Annotated in this window: 19 protein-coding genes; 6 read left to right on the top strand and 13 right to left on the bottom strand. The window is 68.0% G+C overall.

The features are described 5' to 3' along the window. Nucleotides 1–32 precede the first annotated feature (32 nt). The 4 genes from glnII to OHU89_RS15600 all read right to left on the bottom strand — a co-directional run bounded on the left by glnII (nucleotide 33) and on the right by OHU89_RS15600 (nucleotide 3,364). Entirely contained in the window at nucleotides 33–1,061 is a 1,029-nt protein-coding gene (gene glnII, locus OHU89_RS15615) for a glutamine synthetase (protein ID WP_266827958.1), read from the bottom strand. Nucleotides 1,062–1,412: 351 nt separating this feature from the next. After that, nucleotides 1,413–2,057: a hypothetical protein gene (locus OHU89_RS15610; protein ID WP_405643253.1), complete on the bottom strand. Its 645-nt coding sequence runs from the start codon at nucleotides 2,055–2,057 to the stop codon at nucleotides 1,413–1,415. A 97-nt stretch (nucleotides 2,058–2,154) separates the two neighbouring features. Continuing rightward, entirely contained in the window at nucleotides 2,155–2,946 is a 792-nt protein-coding gene (locus OHU89_RS15605) for a hypothetical protein (protein ID WP_405643250.1), read from the bottom strand. Nucleotides 2,947–3,004: 58 nt separating this feature from the next. Next, nucleotides 3,005–3,364, bottom strand: a complete 360-nt coding sequence (locus tag OHU89_RS15600; RefSeq protein ID WP_405643248.1) for an arsenate reductase family protein — start codon at nucleotides 3,362–3,364, stop codon at nucleotides 3,005–3,007. 174 nt (nucleotides 3,365–3,538) lie between these two features. Between OHU89_RS15600 and OHU89_RS15595 the strand changes: the two genes are divergently transcribed. Further along, nucleotides 3,539–3,847 carry a hypothetical protein gene (locus OHU89_RS15595; RefSeq protein WP_266893400.1) on the top strand — a complete coding sequence of 103 codons (309 nt, stop codon included), beginning with the start codon at nucleotides 3,539–3,541 and terminating at the stop codon, nucleotides 3,845–3,847. A 64-nt stretch (nucleotides 3,848–3,911) separates the two neighbouring features. Here OHU89_RS15595 and OHU89_RS15590 read toward each other — a convergent pair whose 3' ends face one another. Continuing rightward, entirely contained in the window at nucleotides 3,912–5,099 is a 1,188-nt protein-coding gene (locus OHU89_RS15590; RefSeq protein WP_405643245.1) for a winged helix DNA-binding domain-containing protein, read from the bottom strand. Between the two features lie 231 nt (nucleotides 5,100–5,330). Between OHU89_RS15590 and OHU89_RS15585 the strand changes: the two genes are divergently transcribed. Continuing rightward, nucleotides 5,331–6,863 (top strand): recombinase family protein, encoded by a 1,533-nt coding sequence (locus OHU89_RS15585; RefSeq protein WP_405643243.1) that lies wholly within the window; start codon nucleotides 5,331–5,333, stop codon nucleotides 6,861–6,863. 206 nt (nucleotides 6,864–7,069) lie between these two features. Here the strand turns inward: OHU89_RS15585 and OHU89_RS15580 are convergent, their stop codons facing one another. The 7 genes from OHU89_RS15580 to OHU89_RS15550 form a co-directional block, all read right to left on the bottom strand. Further along, nucleotides 7,070–7,465 carry a hypothetical protein gene (locus tag OHU89_RS15580; protein ID WP_405643241.1) on the bottom strand — a complete coding sequence of 132 codons (396 nt, stop codon included), beginning with the start codon at nucleotides 7,463–7,465 and terminating at the stop codon, nucleotides 7,070–7,072. A gap of 67 nt (nucleotides 7,466–7,532) precedes the next feature. After that, a complete protein-coding gene (locus OHU89_RS15575; protein ID WP_405643240.1) occupies nucleotides 7,533–8,981 on the bottom strand; it encodes a replication initiator in 1,449 nt (482 codons plus the stop codon). A gap of 356 nt (nucleotides 8,982–9,337) precedes the next feature. Next, nucleotides 9,338–9,529: a hypothetical protein gene (locus OHU89_RS15570; protein ID WP_171145155.1), complete on the bottom strand. Its 192-nt coding sequence runs from the start codon at nucleotides 9,527–9,529 to the stop codon at nucleotides 9,338–9,340. Next, on the bottom strand, nucleotides 9,522–10,856 hold the full coding sequence (locus OHU89_RS15565; protein ID WP_405643237.1) for an FtsK/SpoIIIE domain-containing protein: 1,335 nt from the start codon (nucleotides 10,854–10,856) through the stop codon (nucleotides 9,522–9,524). The genes OHU89_RS15570 and OHU89_RS15565 overlap by 8 nt, the downstream gene beginning before the upstream one ends. Further along, nucleotides 10,856–11,068, bottom strand: a complete 213-nt coding sequence (locus tag OHU89_RS15560; RefSeq protein ID WP_405643235.1) for a hypothetical protein — start codon at nucleotides 11,066–11,068, stop codon at nucleotides 10,856–10,858. The genes OHU89_RS15565 and OHU89_RS15560 overlap by 1 nt, the downstream gene beginning before the upstream one ends. Then, nucleotides 11,041–11,277 carry a hypothetical protein gene (locus OHU89_RS15555; RefSeq protein WP_384160421.1) on the bottom strand — a complete coding sequence of 79 codons (237 nt, stop codon included), beginning with the start codon at nucleotides 11,275–11,277 and terminating at the stop codon, nucleotides 11,041–11,043. Before OHU89_RS15555 ends, OHU89_RS15560 begins: the two co-directional genes overlap by 28 nt. Beyond that, a complete protein-coding gene (locus OHU89_RS15550; RefSeq protein WP_405643233.1) occupies nucleotides 11,277–11,537 on the bottom strand; it encodes a hypothetical protein in 261 nt (86 codons plus the stop codon). Before OHU89_RS15550 ends, OHU89_RS15555 begins: the two co-directional genes overlap by 1 nt. A 257-nt stretch (nucleotides 11,538–11,794) precedes the next feature. Here OHU89_RS15550 and OHU89_RS15545 point away from each other — a divergent pair, with 257 nt between their 5' ends. Continuing rightward, nucleotides 11,795–12,586 carry a GntR family transcriptional regulator gene (locus tag OHU89_RS15545; protein WP_405643232.1) on the top strand — a complete coding sequence of 264 codons (792 nt, stop codon included), beginning with the start codon at nucleotides 11,795–11,797 and terminating at the stop codon, nucleotides 12,584–12,586. A gap of 968 nt (nucleotides 12,587–13,554) precedes the next feature. Here OHU89_RS15545 and OHU89_RS15540 read toward each other — a convergent pair. After that, nucleotides 13,555–13,920 (bottom strand): hypothetical protein, encoded by a 366-nt coding sequence (locus tag OHU89_RS15540; protein ID WP_405643230.1) that lies wholly within the window; start codon nucleotides 13,918–13,920, stop codon nucleotides 13,555–13,557. 282 nt (nucleotides 13,921–14,202) lie between these two features. On the opposite strand from OHU89_RS15540, the gene OHU89_RS15535 reads away from it, so the two are divergent. The 3 genes from OHU89_RS15535 (at nucleotide 14,203) to OHU89_RS15525 (ending at nucleotide 16,296) form a co-directional block, all read left to right on the top strand. Then, nucleotides 14,203–15,456, top strand: coding sequence for a helix-turn-helix domain-containing protein (locus OHU89_RS15535; protein WP_405643229.1), 1,254 nt, complete (start codon nucleotides 14,203–14,205; stop codon nucleotides 15,454–15,456). 232 nt (nucleotides 15,457–15,688) lie between these two features. Beyond that, complete coding sequence (locus OHU89_RS15530; RefSeq protein WP_405643227.1) at nucleotides 15,689–16,111, top strand: hypothetical protein; 423 nt, start codon at nucleotides 15,689–15,691, stop codon at nucleotides 16,109–16,111. Then, the gene (locus OHU89_RS15525) at nucleotides 16,108–16,296 is read left to right on the top strand and encodes a hypothetical protein (protein ID WP_405643226.1); all 189 of its coding nucleotides are present in this window, start codon (nucleotides 16,108–16,110) and stop codon (nucleotides 16,294–16,296) included. Before OHU89_RS15530 ends, OHU89_RS15525 begins: the two co-directional genes overlap by 4 nt. The last annotated feature ends 156 nt before the right edge of the window (nucleotides 16,297–16,452 follow it).

The raw sequence follows: 16,452 nt of genomic DNA, 5'->3' as shown, positions 1-16,452 counted from the left end.
GGACGCCCCTCAAGAAGCTACTGGTCGGCGGATCAGACCTGACCGGCCTTCTCCAGCGCGGAGCAGCACGTGTCGACGATCAGACGCGTCACCAGGTACGGGTCGACGTTGGCGTTCGGACGGCGGTCCTCGATGTAACCCTTGCCGTCCTTCTCCACCTGCCACGGGATACGGACCGAGGCGCCGCGGTTGGAGACACCGTAGGAGTACTCGTTCCACGGGGCGGTCTCGTGCAGACCGGTCAGACGGTCGTCGATGCCGGCGCCGTAGTTCTTGACGTGGTCGAGCGGCTTGGAGCCCTCACCGAGCGACTCGGCGGCGGTGATGATCGCCTCGTACGTCTCGCGCATCGCCTTGGTGGAGAAGTTGGTGTGCGCGCCCGCGCCGTTCCAGTCGCCCTTGACCGGCTTGGGGTCCAGGGTGGCGGAGACGCCGAAGTCCTCGGCGGTGCGGTAGAGCAGCCAGCGGGCGACCCACAGGTGGTCGGAGACCTCCAGCGGGGAGACCGGGCCGACCTGGAACTCCCACTGGCCGGGCATGACCTCGGCGTTGATGCCGGAGATCGCCAGACCCGCCTTCAGGCAGTTGTCCAGGTGCGCCTCGACGACGTCACGGCCGAAGATCTCGTCGGCGCCGACACCGCAGTAGTAACCGCCCTGGGGGGCCGGGAAGCCGCCCTTGGGGAAGCCGAGCGGGTAGCCGTCCTTGAAGAACGTGTACTCCTGCTCGATGCCGAAGATCGGCTCCTGAGCGGCGAACTTCTCGGCGACCTCGGCCAGCGCGGCGCGGGTGTTGGAGGAGTGCGGCGTGAAGTCGATGTCGAGGACCTCACACAGGACCAGGATGTCGTCGCCGCCACGGATCGGGTCCGGGCAGGTGAAGACCGGCTTGAGCACACGGTCGGAGGAGTGCCCCTCGGCCTGGTTCGTGGAGGAACCGTCAAAGCCCCAGATCGGCAGTTCGGCACCCTTGGCGTCGTCGGCCAGTATCTTGGTCTTCGAACGAAGCTTGGCCGTCGGCTCGGTGCCGTCGATCCAGATGTACTCAGCCTTGAAGGTCACGGGCCACATCCTTCGGGGTGGGTCTCTAGGCGCATGTGCGGGTGCTGCGGCGCTGCGGCACTGAAACGCCGCGCTTGATGCCCGGCAGCCTGTCAACAGGCGATTTCCCGATCATTGCTCCGATGTGAACCCCGTGTTACCTGGTGGTTCTGTGGCGCGCCTCACGCCGTGAGGACGGCCGGTGTGCAGAAGCCGACACAGAAAGCCGACAGAAACCCCTGCTCACGGCTGCGCAGCGGCCCGGCGCGACGGCTCGTATGCGATGCGGTTGCCGAAGACATGTCGGTCCTGCTGCTCGTGGCCGCGAACAGCAGGACCTGTGACACGTACGAGATTCCTACGCCGTCGGCATCACCCCACCTTCTCGATCAGAGCCCGTCGGATCAGGAACTTCCCGGGCTCGCGGACCTGCTCGAAAGCGGCGTTGTTCAGCAAGGCGCAGCTGCCGGAGACCGAAGTGACCTCCACCGTCGTGGACTTGTTGTTGTCCAGGTTGGTGACCTTCAGCTTCGTCCCCGCCGGGAACTGGTTGCTGGAGGCGGCCGGCGCCCCGGCCTCGCCGGAGAGGGTGACGGTGGAGCCGTTGCAGACCTGCTGCCCGGAGGCGGCGGCCGGTGCGCTCGGTGCCGCGCTCGCCGCAGCGCTCGGCGTGGCCGGCTGTGCCGCCTGGGAGTCCTGAGCCGACTCCCCAACGGCGCACCCGGACGCCTCTTGCTGCACCTTGATCTGTGCGATGACGGCCTCGCGGTTGGCGATCCGGGCCGTGGACTGCGCGTCCGGATCGGCCCGTTGGCCGTCGATGAACTTCTGGTTGTTCCCGAGGGCGGTGGCAAGCCCCTGGCAGACGACCGAGTCGGCCTTGGTCTGCACATTCTGCGGAGCCTGCGAGGCGTTCGAGGTGCTCGCCATGACGAAGGCCCCGCCACCCGCCACCGCGGCCGCACCGACGAACAGCGCGACCTTCTTGCCCGTGCTGACAGTTCTCCTACGCGACATGCGCGCCTCCTGAAGAGGTCGGGGAGCGTACGCCGCTATGTACGAGATACCGAACGAGGTTACTCAGCGGTTACAGGAGTCACTGAAGTAACCTGCGTCACACAGAACTTGGATCCTCGTACGCCACCACGTTGTCATCGGCGTACTGGAGGAGATCCTCGGTCTCCTTGGTGATCACGGCCTCGTCGGTCTCCGCCCCGTCCCCCCACTGTCCGTTGGCGAACACCACGGACCGCACGGTCATCAACCGCCGGAACACCCCGGCCGATCCGGGCGGCACGGTCGGCAGCCCCGCCTCCGGCGGCGGATCGAGCGACACCACCTGATAGGTCACCGGGTCCATCGAGGCCATCGCGAACACCTTCGAGGCGTCCTGGACGGTCCGGAAGCTCACCACGGTCACCGTCACCTGCGACCGCCGCTCGGTGTCCGTGAACAGCGCGGCGGTCAACCGCTCGCACCCCTTGCCCTCTTGGATCAGCGCGGCCAGCTCCGGCGACATGCCCTCGGAGCAGTCGGTGGTGGTGGCCAGGTCGACGCGCTCGTACCGGGAGCCGTCGTCGAGGCGCACGCTCTTCGCGGGGAAGGCCTGCTCCGGACGGATCACGGGCCGGGAGAGCAGGGAGGGCAGTGCGGACGGGGCGTCGGAGGGCAGGGACGCGGTGACGGACGCGGCCGCCGACGAGGGGGGAGCGGCCGCCTCCCCGTCACCGTCTCCACCCGTGTACAGCACGGCTCCCGCGGTGATCGCCGCGACGAGGACGGCACCCGTCCCCGCGGCCACCGCGCGCCGGGTGCGCCGGTGCCGACGTATCCGCTCCTGCTCGACCACCCACTGGGTGTACGGGTCCGCGGCCCCGTACGGCGTTCCTTGATCACCGAAGGTCATGGCGGCGGAGGGTAACAGCGTCGACGCCCCGAACTCCCGCCGCCGGACAACCGCCTGCTTACCGGGACAGAGCATCCCGTACGGCTTCGTCGGTGCGGCCGACCACCGCCGTCCCGTCCTCCGCGGTGATGATCGGCCGCTGGATGAGCTTGGGATGCTCGGAGAGCGCCTTGATCCAGCGGTCCCGCGTCGACTCGTCCCGGGCCCATTCCTTGAGCCCGAGCTCCTTGGCGGCGGCCTCCTGGGTGCGGGTGATGTCCCACGGTTCGAGGCCGAGGCGGTCGAGCACGTCCTTGATCTCGTCCTCGCTCGGTACGTCCTCCAGATAGCGGCGGACGGTGTAGTCGGCGCCCTCGGCGTCGAGCAGGGTGAGGGCGCTGCGGCACTTGGAACAGGCCGGGTTGATCCAGATCTCCATGCCGCCCACGGTACGCGAAAACCCGTTCTCCACCTGGGTCACAGCGGCCCCGAAAGCCCTTGTGGCCAGGGCCTTTTGTCAGTGGCGGAGGGTAGAATAGTAGAAGTGTTCGAGGGTGTTGCGGGGGGCGTCGTGGCCCCCCGTGGACGCCCTGACCGCGACAGGAGGATGCCTGTGCCCGCTGCCGCACTGAAGCCGTTGCCCACCCAGTCGACCGCTCAGCACCCGGTGCTGCTGGACCTGCCGTACGCGCCCGTGGAGAAGCGCGCACTGCCGCCCGGACGCCCGCGCGAGTGGTACATCACGCACAACCGCCGCCTCAAGGCGATGCGGCTCGCCATCGCCCTGCTCGACTCGGGCGTCTATCTGCCCAACCAGGCCCGCAACGAGACGATACGGACCACGGCGGAGACGATCGGCGTCCATCCGCCGTCGGACACGACGTGCCACATGGTGCGGGCGCTGATGCGTTACGCGCGGTGAGCCATGGCGCCGGGTACCCCGTGCCGCTCGGGGCACCCGGCGCCGTCTCGCCGCCGGCCATCGCTTACCCGGCCAACTCCCGCTCCAACGGCGTCCGGAACCTCGGCGTCACCCGGGTCGCCCCCACCCACCCCCGCAACCGCTCCGCCTCCACCCCGATCGCCGCTTCCGCCTCACGCCCCACCCCTTCCTTCTCCAGCACCCGCCACACGATCTCCCCGTCGGCGCGCTGGGCCCAACCCCCCACCACCCGCCCGTTCCACCACACCGTCGGCCCCACGTTGCCGCTGCGGTCGAAGAGCAGGGGGCGTAGTTCCGGCGCCAGATACCAGTCCCGCTGCCGCCACCCCATCGCCGTCGGATCGAGGGCGGGCAGGAGCGCGGCCCAGGGCTCCACCGGCCCGGCCACCGGCTCGACGTCCCCCGCCGTGACCCACCCGGTGCCCTCGTCCAGTGCCACCACCTGCGCCCCGATCGCGGCCAGTGCCCGCCGGACGTCCGTCACCTTCCAGCCCGTCCACCACTTGAGGTCGTCCTCCGTGGCGGGCCCGCACACCGCGAGCCAGCGGCCGAGCAGGGCCGCCTGTGCCTCGGCGACGTCGAGTTCCGGATGCGCGGGCGCCACGGCCCAGCGGAACTGCGAGGACGTCCAGGAGCCGAGCGGCCGCCCCCGTACGACCTTCCCCTCGGTCCCCAACACCCTCAACAGCTGCGTCGAGACGGTGTGGACCCCCTCGTAGCTCTTCCCTGCGGCGTACACGAACTGCTCCCGCAACCGTGGCTCGTCCAGGGCGAGTTCGGACGCCGTCGCCTCACCCCGCCGCCCCAGCGCGGCCAGCGCCGACTCCTCGACCTCCGCCAGCCACACGGCATCCGGCGCCCCCGCCTTGGCCATGTCCTTGACCAGCCCGGCACGCTCCCGCGCGGCAACGGTCACGCCGGTCGAGGCATGCACGACCGCGACCAGCTCGGTCGGGAACACGAACACCGTGTGCCGCATGCCGTGCATCCGCACCAGCGCACGATCCTCGTACAACGCCCGCTCGGTCTCACCCACGGTCTTCACCGCCTCCACCAACCGAGCCCCGACAGCCAGATACACGGCCGCCGGATCACTCCCATGCAAAGCCACAAGCGCCGAGGCCACCTCCTCCGGCCGCTGAGCCCTCACCTCCCGCCCCAGCCGATGCCGCACCCCAAGCCGCCCCCGCCGCTCCCCGACCCCGACGTACCGCTCCCGCCCACCACCCATTCCAACCTCCACCCATCCGCTTCCCCCCATCCTCCCCGCCCCCACTGACAACGGCCCGACACCGCCCCCAGCCGTGCCTTTCAACCCGCCCGGCGTCCGGGTACGAGGGCCTGCCGTCCCGATCCCCCACCCACCCACAGGCGGCTGCGCCCCTCGACGCCGGTCCAGGTATTTCAGCCCGTCCAGGGACTTCCGTTAAACGCACTGTGGTGCGGAAGCGGAGTCGGCATCATGCAAGACGTGATCACCACGGAGTTCGACGGTTGCGGGAAGTGCCTGGTGGTGGTGCGGCGGCTGTCGCGGAAGTCGGATGCGACATCGTCGCCGGAACGGCAGCTTGACCAGTCGTTGGCGGCGGTGGCAGCGGTGGGCGGGCACGTGATCGCGTTCGCGGATGACTGGGAGGTCAGTGGCGCTACCGACCCGCTGACGCGCCCAGGGCTTGGGCCGTGGCTGCGGGGGGAAATGGGCCCGTACGCGGGGATCGTGGGTGCGGCCGTAGACCGGATCGGGCGCAATCAGCGCGACGTCCTCAACACCGCGTACGCCATTCACGAGGCGGGGCGCATCCTGGTGACCTACGGACATGACGGCCCGTGGGACCTTACCGACCCGGCGGACGAGATGAGGCTCAGTATGGAGAGCTTCGGAGCACAGATGGAGCTTCGGGCGATCCAGAAGCGCAACCGGGACGAGACCCGCCGGGCCCGGGAAGCGGGTGAGCCGAAGCAGATGAACCCTTACGGGTACCGCTACGTGCGCTTGGTCCCGACGGGAAAGGTGGATCACGTGGAGGTGGACCCCGTAGCAGCCGAGATCATCCGGAAGGTCGCCGAGCGCATCCTGACCGACACCACGGGAAAGATCACCACGTACACGGAGGCTGCGCGGCTGACACGGGCGGGGATCCCGTCGCCACGTGATCACCGGGCGATCATGTACGGGCGGGAGGCGAAAGGGACGCCGTGGACCGGTCCGGCAATCCGGAACATCCTCACCAGCGAGGCATCCCTAGGGTTCCTGACGCACCAGGGCCAGCCGGTCATTGGCGGGGACGGGCACCCGGTACGGCTAGCACCGCCGCTGTGGGACCGAGCCACCCGGGATGAGTTGATCAAGGCCACCGCGCCGAAGCAGCCGAGGACTCACCGGGGCAGCAGAGCGCCGAAGGGGACACGACTGCTGTCGGGACTGGTGTACTGCGGAACGTGCGGACGCCGCCTCAAGGTCACCGGCGGAGAGGCGGACACCACCACCTACGTGTGCAACGGGCGGTACCTGGGCATTGAGGCCTCCCAGGACTGCAAGCCCGCCCCCACCATGCGCACGCATCTACTGGATGCCGAGGCCACCTTGTGGTTCCTGGCGCGGTACGGCACGGGTCAGGTGATGCGCCGGGAGTACGACCCGGGCACCGGCTACGCCGCCCGCATCACCGCGCTGGAACACGACCGCAAGCGGCTGCGCGAGGACCGGGCGGCAGGCCTGTACGACGCCGACGACGACGCGGCATGGTTCCGCACGGAGTACGCCCGCATGGGACGCGAAATCACCGAACTCAGGGCATTGCCCGACCGGGCCCCATCGATGCGCATGATGCCTACCGGCCAGACCGTTGCCGACGCATGGCACCAGGCGCCCGACGATGCAGCCCGCCGGGAGACACTCACCAGCTACGACGTCCGCGTGACGCTCCACCCCGCCAGCGCCCCGCAGCGCGTCTGTATCACCGGAGCCAGCCTCTTGCAGGAGGAGGCCGCCTAACATCCGACGCACGCCAGAGACCGGCAGAGGGACACCTCTCCGCCGGTTTCTGCATGCCCGCACTCAAGCGATCATGCAGCCCGCCTCCGGGCACAGTGCCCGCCATGCCCCACCCACCCACCCGTGCAACCCCGCCGTGGCGTGCCCGCCATCGAGGCCACAGCGCCATGGCCCACCCACCCGCCCAAACTTGCGGCCCGCCCGCCTCACTCTGGCTGCGTCCCGCCGTCCCAGTGCTCGATCAATACCAATGACGGCAGGAGATACCGCACCGTGGTTCCGGTTTTCGTGGTGAAGTCCACAGCCCGAATTAGCAGGTCACATAGGCAAGGCCGCCCCTGCCCGGCAAGCAGGTCCACTGTCCTGCCCATGATCTCCGACAGAAGCCACGGACCCGAGCTGTAGTGGAAGACTCCGGCCGTGCAGTCGACGGCCAGCCGGAACATGAGATCCGAACCGCTCGCGTTCTCCACCACGGCCCGCAATCCGTCTGTCCGCGTCATGATCTCCCACGGCTCACGGGCAGAAGGATGCGCTTCGCGCGCTTCTCCTCCGAGGAGCCGGGCGATCGTGGCCGCCGTATCCGGACTTCCAGTCGTCACACGCCATGTGCTCAACGCCTCCTGACGACCCTTTACCGTGCGGAGACAATGGAACTGGCCGTCGCTGTCAGGCCGCATCGGGCCACCGGTGCCCGGCAGCCAGTTCCTGTCTGACCTCCCGGAGCAAGACGAGATCTTCGGCGATTCCGGCGGCGATGAGTTCGGCGCCGGGGGTGTGACCTGATCCGACGTATCGCCACGCCGACTCGACCAGCGCCAACGGACCCGTATCAGGACCAGACGGGAGCACACCATGACGGGCGGCACGGGTCGCGCGGAGTTCGCCGTACGTGGTGGAGTATCGGCGGGACTTGGTGAGGACGTGACCCCGATAGCCCAGCGTGTGAGCCCAGGCCCGCAGGCGTAGCGGCGCCAGCTCTGGCATTCTGCCCAGCCGCCAGCAGGTGCCCATGAGCGCACGCACGTGAGCGGAGACGCGAAGCAAGGCGATGTCGTCGAGCGACCTGATCGGATAGTCCGTGCCGCCCGCGTCACCGACGCCCTTACTGACGTATTTGGCGACGTAGGCCGCCACCGCCTGATCAGTCACCGCGCTGTCATCGGCGAAAGCCCGCCGGATGGAATGCACATCGAGTTGTCCGCCCCAGCGGAACACCAGCTCTCCCAGACCCGGCACGTAAGGCATGGAGACCTCCACCGAGGCCGCAGCCGATCGCACGGCAGCGCCGAGGAGTTCGGCACTGGCCCAGGTGGGCGGAGGCGTGGTCGGCCCGTCGGGACCGTCGAGGCGGATCACGGCATGGAAGTGCACGGCGCCCCGCCTCTGATACTCCGTGACCTTGGCGAAGCTCATCCGCAGGTGTTCGCCGATGCGTGCTTGCGTGATGCCCGCCGACGTGGCGAGGTGGCGGCGGATGGCTCTGGTGGTGCGGTTCCAGAGTTCGCCCGCGTGGGCGTGCCACAGCACGTGTCCGGCGTAGTCGTAGCAGTCCGGGCAGAGTGGCTGACCGACTGCGGAGTCGTCGGAGGCATGCACGAGACCGCAGGTCAGGGGGTGCCCGTGCTCGCACGATGTGCCGGCGGAGTGGCGTCGGCATGGTTCGCCATCGGTGGTCGCCCGGTGCACGGCGCCGAAAGACGGTGCGGTGAGGGTGACGAAGAGCCGGGGGTGATCGGTCACCGTGGCCGGGGTGCCCTTGCCGCCGAGAAGGCCGGACCGGACGAGGTGGAAGGTGTCGCCGGAGTGGAGACGCGAGCAGGGCAGGCAGCGGGATTCCCGGCGGTTGCGGCATCGCACAGGCAGCCGTTCGCCGGGTTCGTTGATCGTGTCGTAGTGGCGCAGCACCTGCCCCGTGACCGGGTCGCTCACAGTTGTGTGGCCCGCCAGGTAGATCGGGTGCGCGCATCCGCCAGTGGCTTTGATCTGTTCGAGCCAACGGGGGAAGCCGGGCTCGCTGGCGAGGCGGATCAAGTCCTGATCGGTGTCGGTGAGTCGGCGCATGCGCTCCGCCCGGTCGAGGACGGAGCGCCGCACGTCAGCGGTAGTGATCGGCATGCAGGGGCGGTGACCTTCCAGCGGGAGCAGCCAGACGGGCTGCGATGACAGGGGCGGGGTGGTGGTGCACGGTGCTCCTCTAGGGGTGAGGGACGGGTCGCGATCAGGAGTGCTGAGAGCACATCCCGATGAGGACGCCCACGATGACGACGAGTGCCAGGAACCTCAGGAACCGGGGCACGGGTTGAACCTCCCTTCTTGCCCTGCGTGATCAGCGTTTGCGCCGTCGACCGTCGCGGCAGCAGTAGCAGCGGCGGAGGCGTCCGCCACGGGTGCGCAGACGGGGGCGGCGGCAGTACGGGCAGCGGATGTACCGGTGAGACATCGGACAGCACCTCTCAGGGGACTGAGGGCGGTCACACCGCGAAGCGGTCGAAGATCCAGACCACGAACTCGGAGATCATGAAGAACGCCGGGGTCTGGCCGAGGTAGAACCCGAAGAGGCCGATCAGCACCGCGACCCACCACGGCACCTCACGCGAGCGGACCAGCAGCACCGTGATCACTCCGAAGAAGACCACGTAGGCGAATGCCTCGCCCTCATTCATGGTTCTCGCCTCCCGCCTCCAGGGCCGCTGCAAGGTGCGGGAGTTCTGGCGTGCGGTGCGCATTACGCGCGGCGTATTGGCGGACGTTGTCCGGGGTCAGGAGTATCGAGCGGGCCCGCACCCAGTGACCGCCGATCGTGGTGACGGCGACCCCTTTTTCGTCTTCTGTGATCGCTTGGGCGACAGCGATCGCATCGGGAGACAGGTCACCCAGCGCCATTTCCGCCGAGGCTTCATCGTTGACCCGATGGCAGATCCGGCCGCCGAGTTGGGCCCGCAGAGCTGTGGCGCCGGGACCGAGTTCGGAGCCGAAGCGCTGCGCCGCTACGACCAGATGGATACCGAGTGCCGCACCGAGCTGAGCAAGCCGCAGCAGGGCCGTGGAGCACTCGACGGCTTCCTTGCGACCGGCCAGCGTCGCACCGGCCAAGTACAGCTCCGCGATCTCGTCGACCAACACCACAATCGGCACGGGCCGTTCATCGGCGTCGAGATCCCAGACCGAGCGGACACCGGCCGCCCGGCACACGGCCATGCGCGCCTCAGCCTCCGTGATCATCGCCTTCAGGAGCCCGAGCGCCTCAGCCCGGTTGGTCGCCAGCGCGGACAGCCGCTTGACGAAGAGGGAGAACTCCATCCCGCCCTTGCAGTCGATCCCCACGAGCGCGACCGGCTGCGCTCCCAGGTGCGTGACCAACGCAGCCAACAGCGTCGACTTGCCGGACTGCGTCGCACCGACCACCAGCCAGTGAGGGATCTTGCGCAAGTCGATGATCCATGCCGAGCTGTCTCCAGTCCGGCCGACCACAGCAGCCATGAAGCGGGGTGCGGGGTACATGCGGCGCGCCTGATCGACCACCAGCGGATCACGGGCGACCGCGACGATCAGAACCTCACCGCGCTCCGGTGAGATCACCCGTACCGAGTGGACCCGCCACGCGTGCACGATCGCCTCCGTGGCAGCGATGAACTGTGCCGGAGTCTGGCCGGGATGCAGACGAACCCGCACGGAGAGGCCGCAGCCAAGACGGTTGATCTTCGGCACGCCGAGGCGAGGCGGAACGGGCCGCAGGGCCACCCCCCGCACCATCACATCGCGCCCCACCATCGTGTACCGGGGGCGGCGGACGACCGCCAAGTCCGTGTTCTGGCACAGCCGCCGCCAGGTGAACCGTATTCGGCAGACCGTGACCGGAAAGCCGATCAGGTACCAGACCAACGGCACCCCGCCGAAGCGCCGCCGGAGCCTCGGTTCCCAGTACGCCTGCGTCAGGAGTCCGACGCAGAGCAGAGCCGTGAGTATCCACACGATCAACGTCGCATCCATCAGCGATCACCGCCCCGCTGATCCAACTCTTCGAGCTTCTGGAGGACTTGGCGCCCGTGATCGGCTGCGGACTCCGCGTGCGTGATCACCAGCGTCAGGAAGTACTTGACCGTCGCCCGGTCCCGCAGGGCGGTCAGCAGCGAGTCACATCCGGCGAGGACGCGTAGATCACGCATCATCGCCTTCACGGCTTCGTCGTCTCGGAGCGCCACCAGTCCTCACCGCCCTTCTCGCGTGCGAGGACGAAGTTCGCCATCTTGAGGGCTTCCTCCGTGTCCTGCGCCAGCCGTCCCAGCGAGAGCAGGCGAGTGCTGCGGTCCATGGGCGTGGCGTCGATGATGTAGGCGATGGTCGCCAGGTTCATCAGGCGGTCGTACAGGGCCTGCCAGTCCCAGTCGGGAGCTAAGTCGTCCGAGGTCATCAGGCCTCACCTCCTGAAGACTTGGCCCGCCCCGCGGGTACGGCGCCGGTCGTGGCCGGTGCTCCCTGGGGCGTGATCTCGGAAGCCCGAAACGATGTCCCCTTACGGCCCTCGATCTCCCACGCCACGGCCACCAGGTCGACGACGTTCACCCGCATACCTTCAGCGATGCCGTGCGGCTCGCTGGGCACAGCGACGTCGATCACGTCCGCACGTCGGTTGTCGCGCTGGCGGACCGAGATGCCGACGACGTAGATCACGTTGCCATCGCGATCCTTCCGGACCTCTCCCGTCTCCTGATTGACTCTCGGTTCGGGCGGGACGACGCACATCAGGGCGCCCAGTCTCCGCACATCAACCGGGATGGTCTGCATAGGCACTCACGCCTTTCAGGTTGATCCCCAGAGCTTCGCGATATTTGCAATCGCGCACTCATTCTGATGAGTGTGAGCATGGCTGATCGCACCTTGATTGGCAAGCACTTAAGCTGACGAGTGTGGAGCGGACGTGCCCTAAAGTGCTCGGCAGCACGCTGGCTCACGTACCGCCGCAGGGAGATCAGAGCATGCCTGGAGACATCGTTCGGCCGAGCGCCATGTACAAACAGCTGGCTGATCGACTTGCGGAAGCAATCGCCGCAGGCGAGTACGAACCCGGCAGCATGCTCCCCAGCGAGACGCAGCTCATGGAGCGCTACCAGGTCTCCCGACCCACCGTGCGCTCAGCCATCGCGGAACTGCGCTCCATGGGCTTGGTGGAGAGCCAGCACGGCAAGGGATCTTTCGTGCGCACGCACGGGCTTCCCGCCGCCGTCATTGAGCGCACGATCAGCCGCAGCGGCAAGGGGTTCGTCCTCGGATGGCCCGGCGAAGAGGCGGAGTTGCCCGCCGTCACCCGGGGCGAGGCAACAGGGATCACGGCCACACTCCTGGACCGCGACGAGGCAGACGTGTTCATCACAGACCGCCTCCTCAAAGATCCCACGACGGGCGCACGCGCTGCCCACCGGACCGTGATCCCCTTCGACGTCGCCGAGCAGATCCCGACGCTGGCCAAGCACCCCGACGCCGAACCGGCCGACATCTACACGGTGTTGGCCGCAGCCGGACACACCCTGTCCTGGGCCGAGACCGTCACCGCGCGCAACGCGCTTCCCGATGAACGCGCCGACCTTGGCCTGACCGACGGCAGCCCGATCCTGATCACCTACCGCGTGACCGCCACCGAAGACGGCCGTCCGCTCATCCTCGAAGAGCTCCGCGTCAGCGCCGACGCCGCGCAACTCGCCTTCCGCATCACCGTGAAGTAGCCCGCCGCAGGCGCTCCGAAGCTGATCGGTCTAACTCCCCTCTACTTACTCAAGGGCGCGCCTACGGCGCGCCGGACGGCCGGGCGCTCCGGCCGGGCTGCGGCGTGGCCGCCGGTCCCGTCCGGGCACCCGCCGCCCGACGACCACCACCCCTGAGCAGCAGAAAAGCTCCGCCAGCTTGAGCCGGCGGAGCCTTCACCGTGCGGTCAGCGAGTACAGATGTCTGCGTGCCGACGCGCCTGGGATTTCGCGGGCGAGACCCCCGGAGCGTAAGCATCCAGGCGACAGCCCGAGCACGTCACCCACTGACGGCCCCTGTCGTCTTCCTCGACGCGCACCATGCCGCGCCCCTTGGCCCGTAACGGACGCCCGACCGTCTTCCGCCTCATCCGAATACCCCTCCCCGCACCCAGCGCGCCAACCATCGTGCGCAGCTCAACTCCCCGTTGGCTAGGGGCGGGTGGCTACATCGCACCGATCACCAGCAAGCGTTCAAGAACAAGCCCGTCTCACGGCTTGCGCCACGAGGCGAATCCCTTCCGGCGTGCCATGGATGCGCACCACCCCCCTCCCTTCACCGTCAGCGTGCGGCGTAAGCCGGATGTCCTCCGGGCCCAGCCCCAGCTTTGCGAGAGCCTCGTACAACTCCTCTGCCGCATCGCGGGCCGTGGCCCACGCCCGGACGCAGTCGACACCTCGCACCCGTGCCGTCGATTCAGCATCACGCGCGCCCGAGGAAGTTTCCGCAGTCATGGTGAACACCCCTCACCCATCCAGCACACTGGCCTCACGTACATATTGCTGACGCAAATAGGCGACCCGCGGTTGCACCCTGGCCGACTCCAAACGGCCCTGCCTAAACGGCACTTCAAGAAGATCCGAAACGAGTCGCGTCCCCCTTCCCAGGCGGAAAGAGGGACGCGAAGTTTGCGATGATCATCGGGGGCGCCTCCCGACGACTTCCGGCCCTACTTCAGGTAGGCCTTGTACACGTACCCGAACGTCTGGCGCGGGAGCCCGCTCTTGCTGCGCTGAGTGAGCACGACCCCGACCCAGTTCGGGTTGTAGTCCGAGGCAAACACCTCGCGGATGAACACGCGATCACCCCGGTAGAGCAGACCCTTGATGTAGCCGCTGTATCCGGGCTTGGAGCGAAGCCTCAGCCCGTTGACCGCCACACCCTTGGTCGAACCGGCCGTCACAGCCTGCCGGGCCGAGCCTGTTTCGGGAGCTGCCGACGCAACCGAGGCCCCCACGCCGACGAATCCGACCAACGTCGCGACGACAGCGGCCAACCACACCGCCAGCTTTCGCGGAATGCGGATCTTTCTCATGCATTACCTTCCGGCTCGCAGGGCGACGAGTCCGCCAAATGCGAACTCATCCTGATGAGTAGCGAGCATGCATGTTTGCGATAGGGAACGTCAAGAGGGTTGCGTTGTCCGCTTTCACGCAGGCCGGCGCGACCTGCTGAGCAGCCCGGTTCGCAGACGGGAAAGACGCAGGCGACGACGCAGCAGTAACGCGTTAGCGTCAGGGGGCAGCAGGAACCTCACACAGGTGCGGCCCGGCCCCATACCCTGACTGTGTTGGCCTGTTCAGAGAGGGGCACGGCTGTGTCGTCTGAAGGTGCTACCCCGGACCCGTACGCCGATCCGCTGGTGTTCGGCCAGCGCCTACAGATCTTGCGTACCCGCAAGGGCATAACCCGTGATCAACTGGGCGGACTGGTGGGCAAGTCCGGCTCATGGGTGAAGGGCATCGAAACAGGGCGCTTGAAGGTGCCCAAGCTGGAGATGATCCTGCGCATTGCGGAGCTGCTGCGTGTCAGGGATCTTTCGGACCTCACGGGTAATCAGTCCGTACACGTCGAGTTGTTCACCGGCCCCGGCCATCCCCGACTCGCGGCGGTCAAGGCCGCCATCGACGCTTTCCCTCTGACCACCGAACGTGAAGCACCGCCGACCGAACACCTTCAAGCCCGGCTCATCCGGGCTTGGAAGGCACGGCACTCAGCACCGAATCACCGCGAGGTGATCGGCGCGTTGCTGCCGAACCTGATCTCTGACGCTCAACTCGCTGTACGCCAGGCCGACACCGTGTCGGACCGCAGGGCGGCCCAAGCCCTACTCGCCGAGGTCTACTCGCTCTGTCAGTTCTTCGTGGCTTACCAACCGGACTCTGCGCTCTTGTGGCGTGTCGCCGAGCGCGGGCTGATCGCTGCACAAGAGTCAGAGGATCCCCATGCCATCGGGATGGCCGCCTGGCTAACCGCTCAGGCGCACCGCGACGCAGGCCCGGCACAGTTCGACGCTGCGGACGCGGTCACCCTGGAGACATTGGCCTACCTTGGGCCGCTGCTGCCCGACGCATCAGCCGATGTCCTTGCGATCGCAGGAGCGCTTACCTTCGAAGCCGGTTACACCGCAGCCCGACGGGCGCAGACCGGCACCGCATGGCGCTACTGGGACCAGGCGCACGACTTGGCCGCGCGCCTCCCGGAGGGCTACTACCACCCCGTCACGTCGTTTTCTCTCGCCATCATGGGTGCCCACGCAGTCACTGTCGCCGTGGAACTGCGTCAGGGCGGTGAGTCTGTACGACAGGCCGCACGCGCCGACGCCGTCGCCATTCCGTCGAGGCCGCGCCGGGCCCGGCACCGCATTGAGGAAGCTCGCGGCTACCACCTCGACGGGCAACCCGATGTCGCACTCGCCACGCTGGAAAAGGCGTACGAGGCTGCCCCGGAGACGATCAAGTACAACGGGTACGCGAAGCGGATCGTCCTCGAAGAAGCCGAGGCGAAAGTTCCGGCCCGCCGCCGTCGTGCCTCCGAACTGGCAGTGAAGATCGGCATGTTGGCTGCGTAATCGTAGGGGCACAATCTGTGCCCCTGCACCCTGCGCACCGCTCCTACGGTCGAGGACCACGAAGACCCCGGCGACCGCTCGCAACGGCCCCGGGGCGCGGCCAACGCTGACTAGGAGCGCCGACATGGCAGAGCCTACGGTCCCCCGAGTTCACCGCACATCCCCAACCGGTCCAGCTACCTACGGGACGGTTTCCGAGTGGCTGGCCTCCGCCCATCCATCGCCGAGCGCGGTGAGGAACGAGTGGAGCAGCGTCGCACAGCTCGCGCTGATCCCCCTCGGTCGGACCTTCGACGCAGTCCGCCTCCCCGACACGATCGTCCACGCAGCCGCCGAGAGCGACGAGCCGTGCACCATCGACGCCTGCCTCGCGGAGTATGTCTGCGGCCCGGTTATCCACGACCCCGGGGGGCGCCGCTATTACGCCCTGGTGCCGCCCGGCACCGCCCCGGGATGGAAAGCCCGGGGCACTGAGTGCCTGAGTCAGGGGACCTACTTAGGCGTCCCGCGTTCCGACCATACGGGCCTGAACGAGCAGACACGAGCCTCCTACTGGTCGGTGCCGATGACCCAGCCAGGACACCTGTGCAACCCCTTGAATGTTCTGGCCCTCGTGACCATTGGCCGCTGCTTTGCCGACAAGGACGAGGCATGAGCACGCCCGCGACGGAAGCCCCGTCGCTGTCGGCAGAATGCACGCTCGCGGAGCTCCCCGAGTACAGCGAGCTACATGGCGACTGCCGCCAGACCAAGGACATCCCGCTTCCCGGCTTCAGCGGCATCCTGCTCCAACGGCGCTGCCTCTGCTCCTGCCACCGGCCGAGCAAGCCGAGCGCCTGATCCCCTGCCCCGTCCGGGACCCCGTGGCGCCCCCAGGCTCAGGGTCGCGCAGACTCCCACTCGGTCTGGACACAAAGTGGCCCGCAGGCTGAGAGCGATCGAGACCCGTCCCGCTGTCTCTGTCCCCCGCAGAGGCAGCGGGACGTCTGTGTGCGG

This window comes from Streptomyces sp. NBC_00019, from assembly GCF_045041015.1.
Classification (GTDB): domain Bacteria; phylum Actinomycetota; class Actinomycetes; order Streptomycetales; family Streptomycetaceae; genus Streptomyces.
Note: the sequence above shows the minus strand (reverse complement) of the source record. Positions and strands in the feature narration are given on the sequence as shown.

Bases quoted from the DNA above. Each gene is read 5' to 3' on its own strand.
- OHU89_RS15600 (WP_405643248.1), bottom strand. From the start codon at position 3,364: ATGGAGATCTGGATCAACCCGGCCTGTTCCAAGTGCCGCAGCGCCCTC.
- OHU89_RS15575 (WP_405643240.1), bottom strand. From the start codon at position 8,981: ATGCCGATCACTACCGCTGACGTGCGGCGCTCCGTCCTCGACCGGGCG.
- OHU89_RS15590 (WP_405643245.1), bottom strand. From the start codon at position 5,099: ATGGGTGGTGGGCGGGAGCGGTACGTCGGGGTCGGGGAGCGGCGGGGG.
- OHU89_RS15605 (WP_405643250.1), bottom strand. From the start codon at position 2,946: ATGACCTTCGGTGATCAAGGAACGCCGTACGGGGCCGCGGACCCGTAC.
- OHU89_RS15585 (WP_405643243.1), top strand. From the start codon at position 5,331: ATGCAAGACGTGATCACCACGGAGTTCGACGGTTGCGGGAAGTGCCTG.
- OHU89_RS15555 (WP_384160421.1), bottom strand. From the start codon at position 11,277: ATGACCTCGGACGACTTAGCTCCCGACTGGGACTGGCAGGCCCTGTAC.
- OHU89_RS15565 (WP_405643237.1), bottom strand. From the start codon at position 10,856: ATGGATGCGACGTTGATCGTGTGGATACTCACGGCTCTGCTCTGCGTC.
- OHU89_RS15570 (WP_171145155.1), bottom strand. From the start codon at position 9,529: ATGAATGAGGGCGAGGCATTCGCCTACGTGGTCTTCTTCGGAGTGATC.
- OHU89_RS15540 (WP_405643230.1), bottom strand. From the start codon at position 13,920: ATGAGAAAGATCCGCATTCCGCGAAAGCTGGCGGTGTGGTTGGCCGCT.
- OHU89_RS15610 (WP_405643253.1), bottom strand. From the start codon at position 2,057: ATGTCGCGTAGGAGAACTGTCAGCACGGGCAAGAAGGTCGCGCTGTTC.
- OHU89_RS15525 (WP_405643226.1), top strand. From the start codon at position 16,108: ATGAGCACGCCCGCGACGGAAGCCCCGTCGCTGTCGGCAGAATGCACG.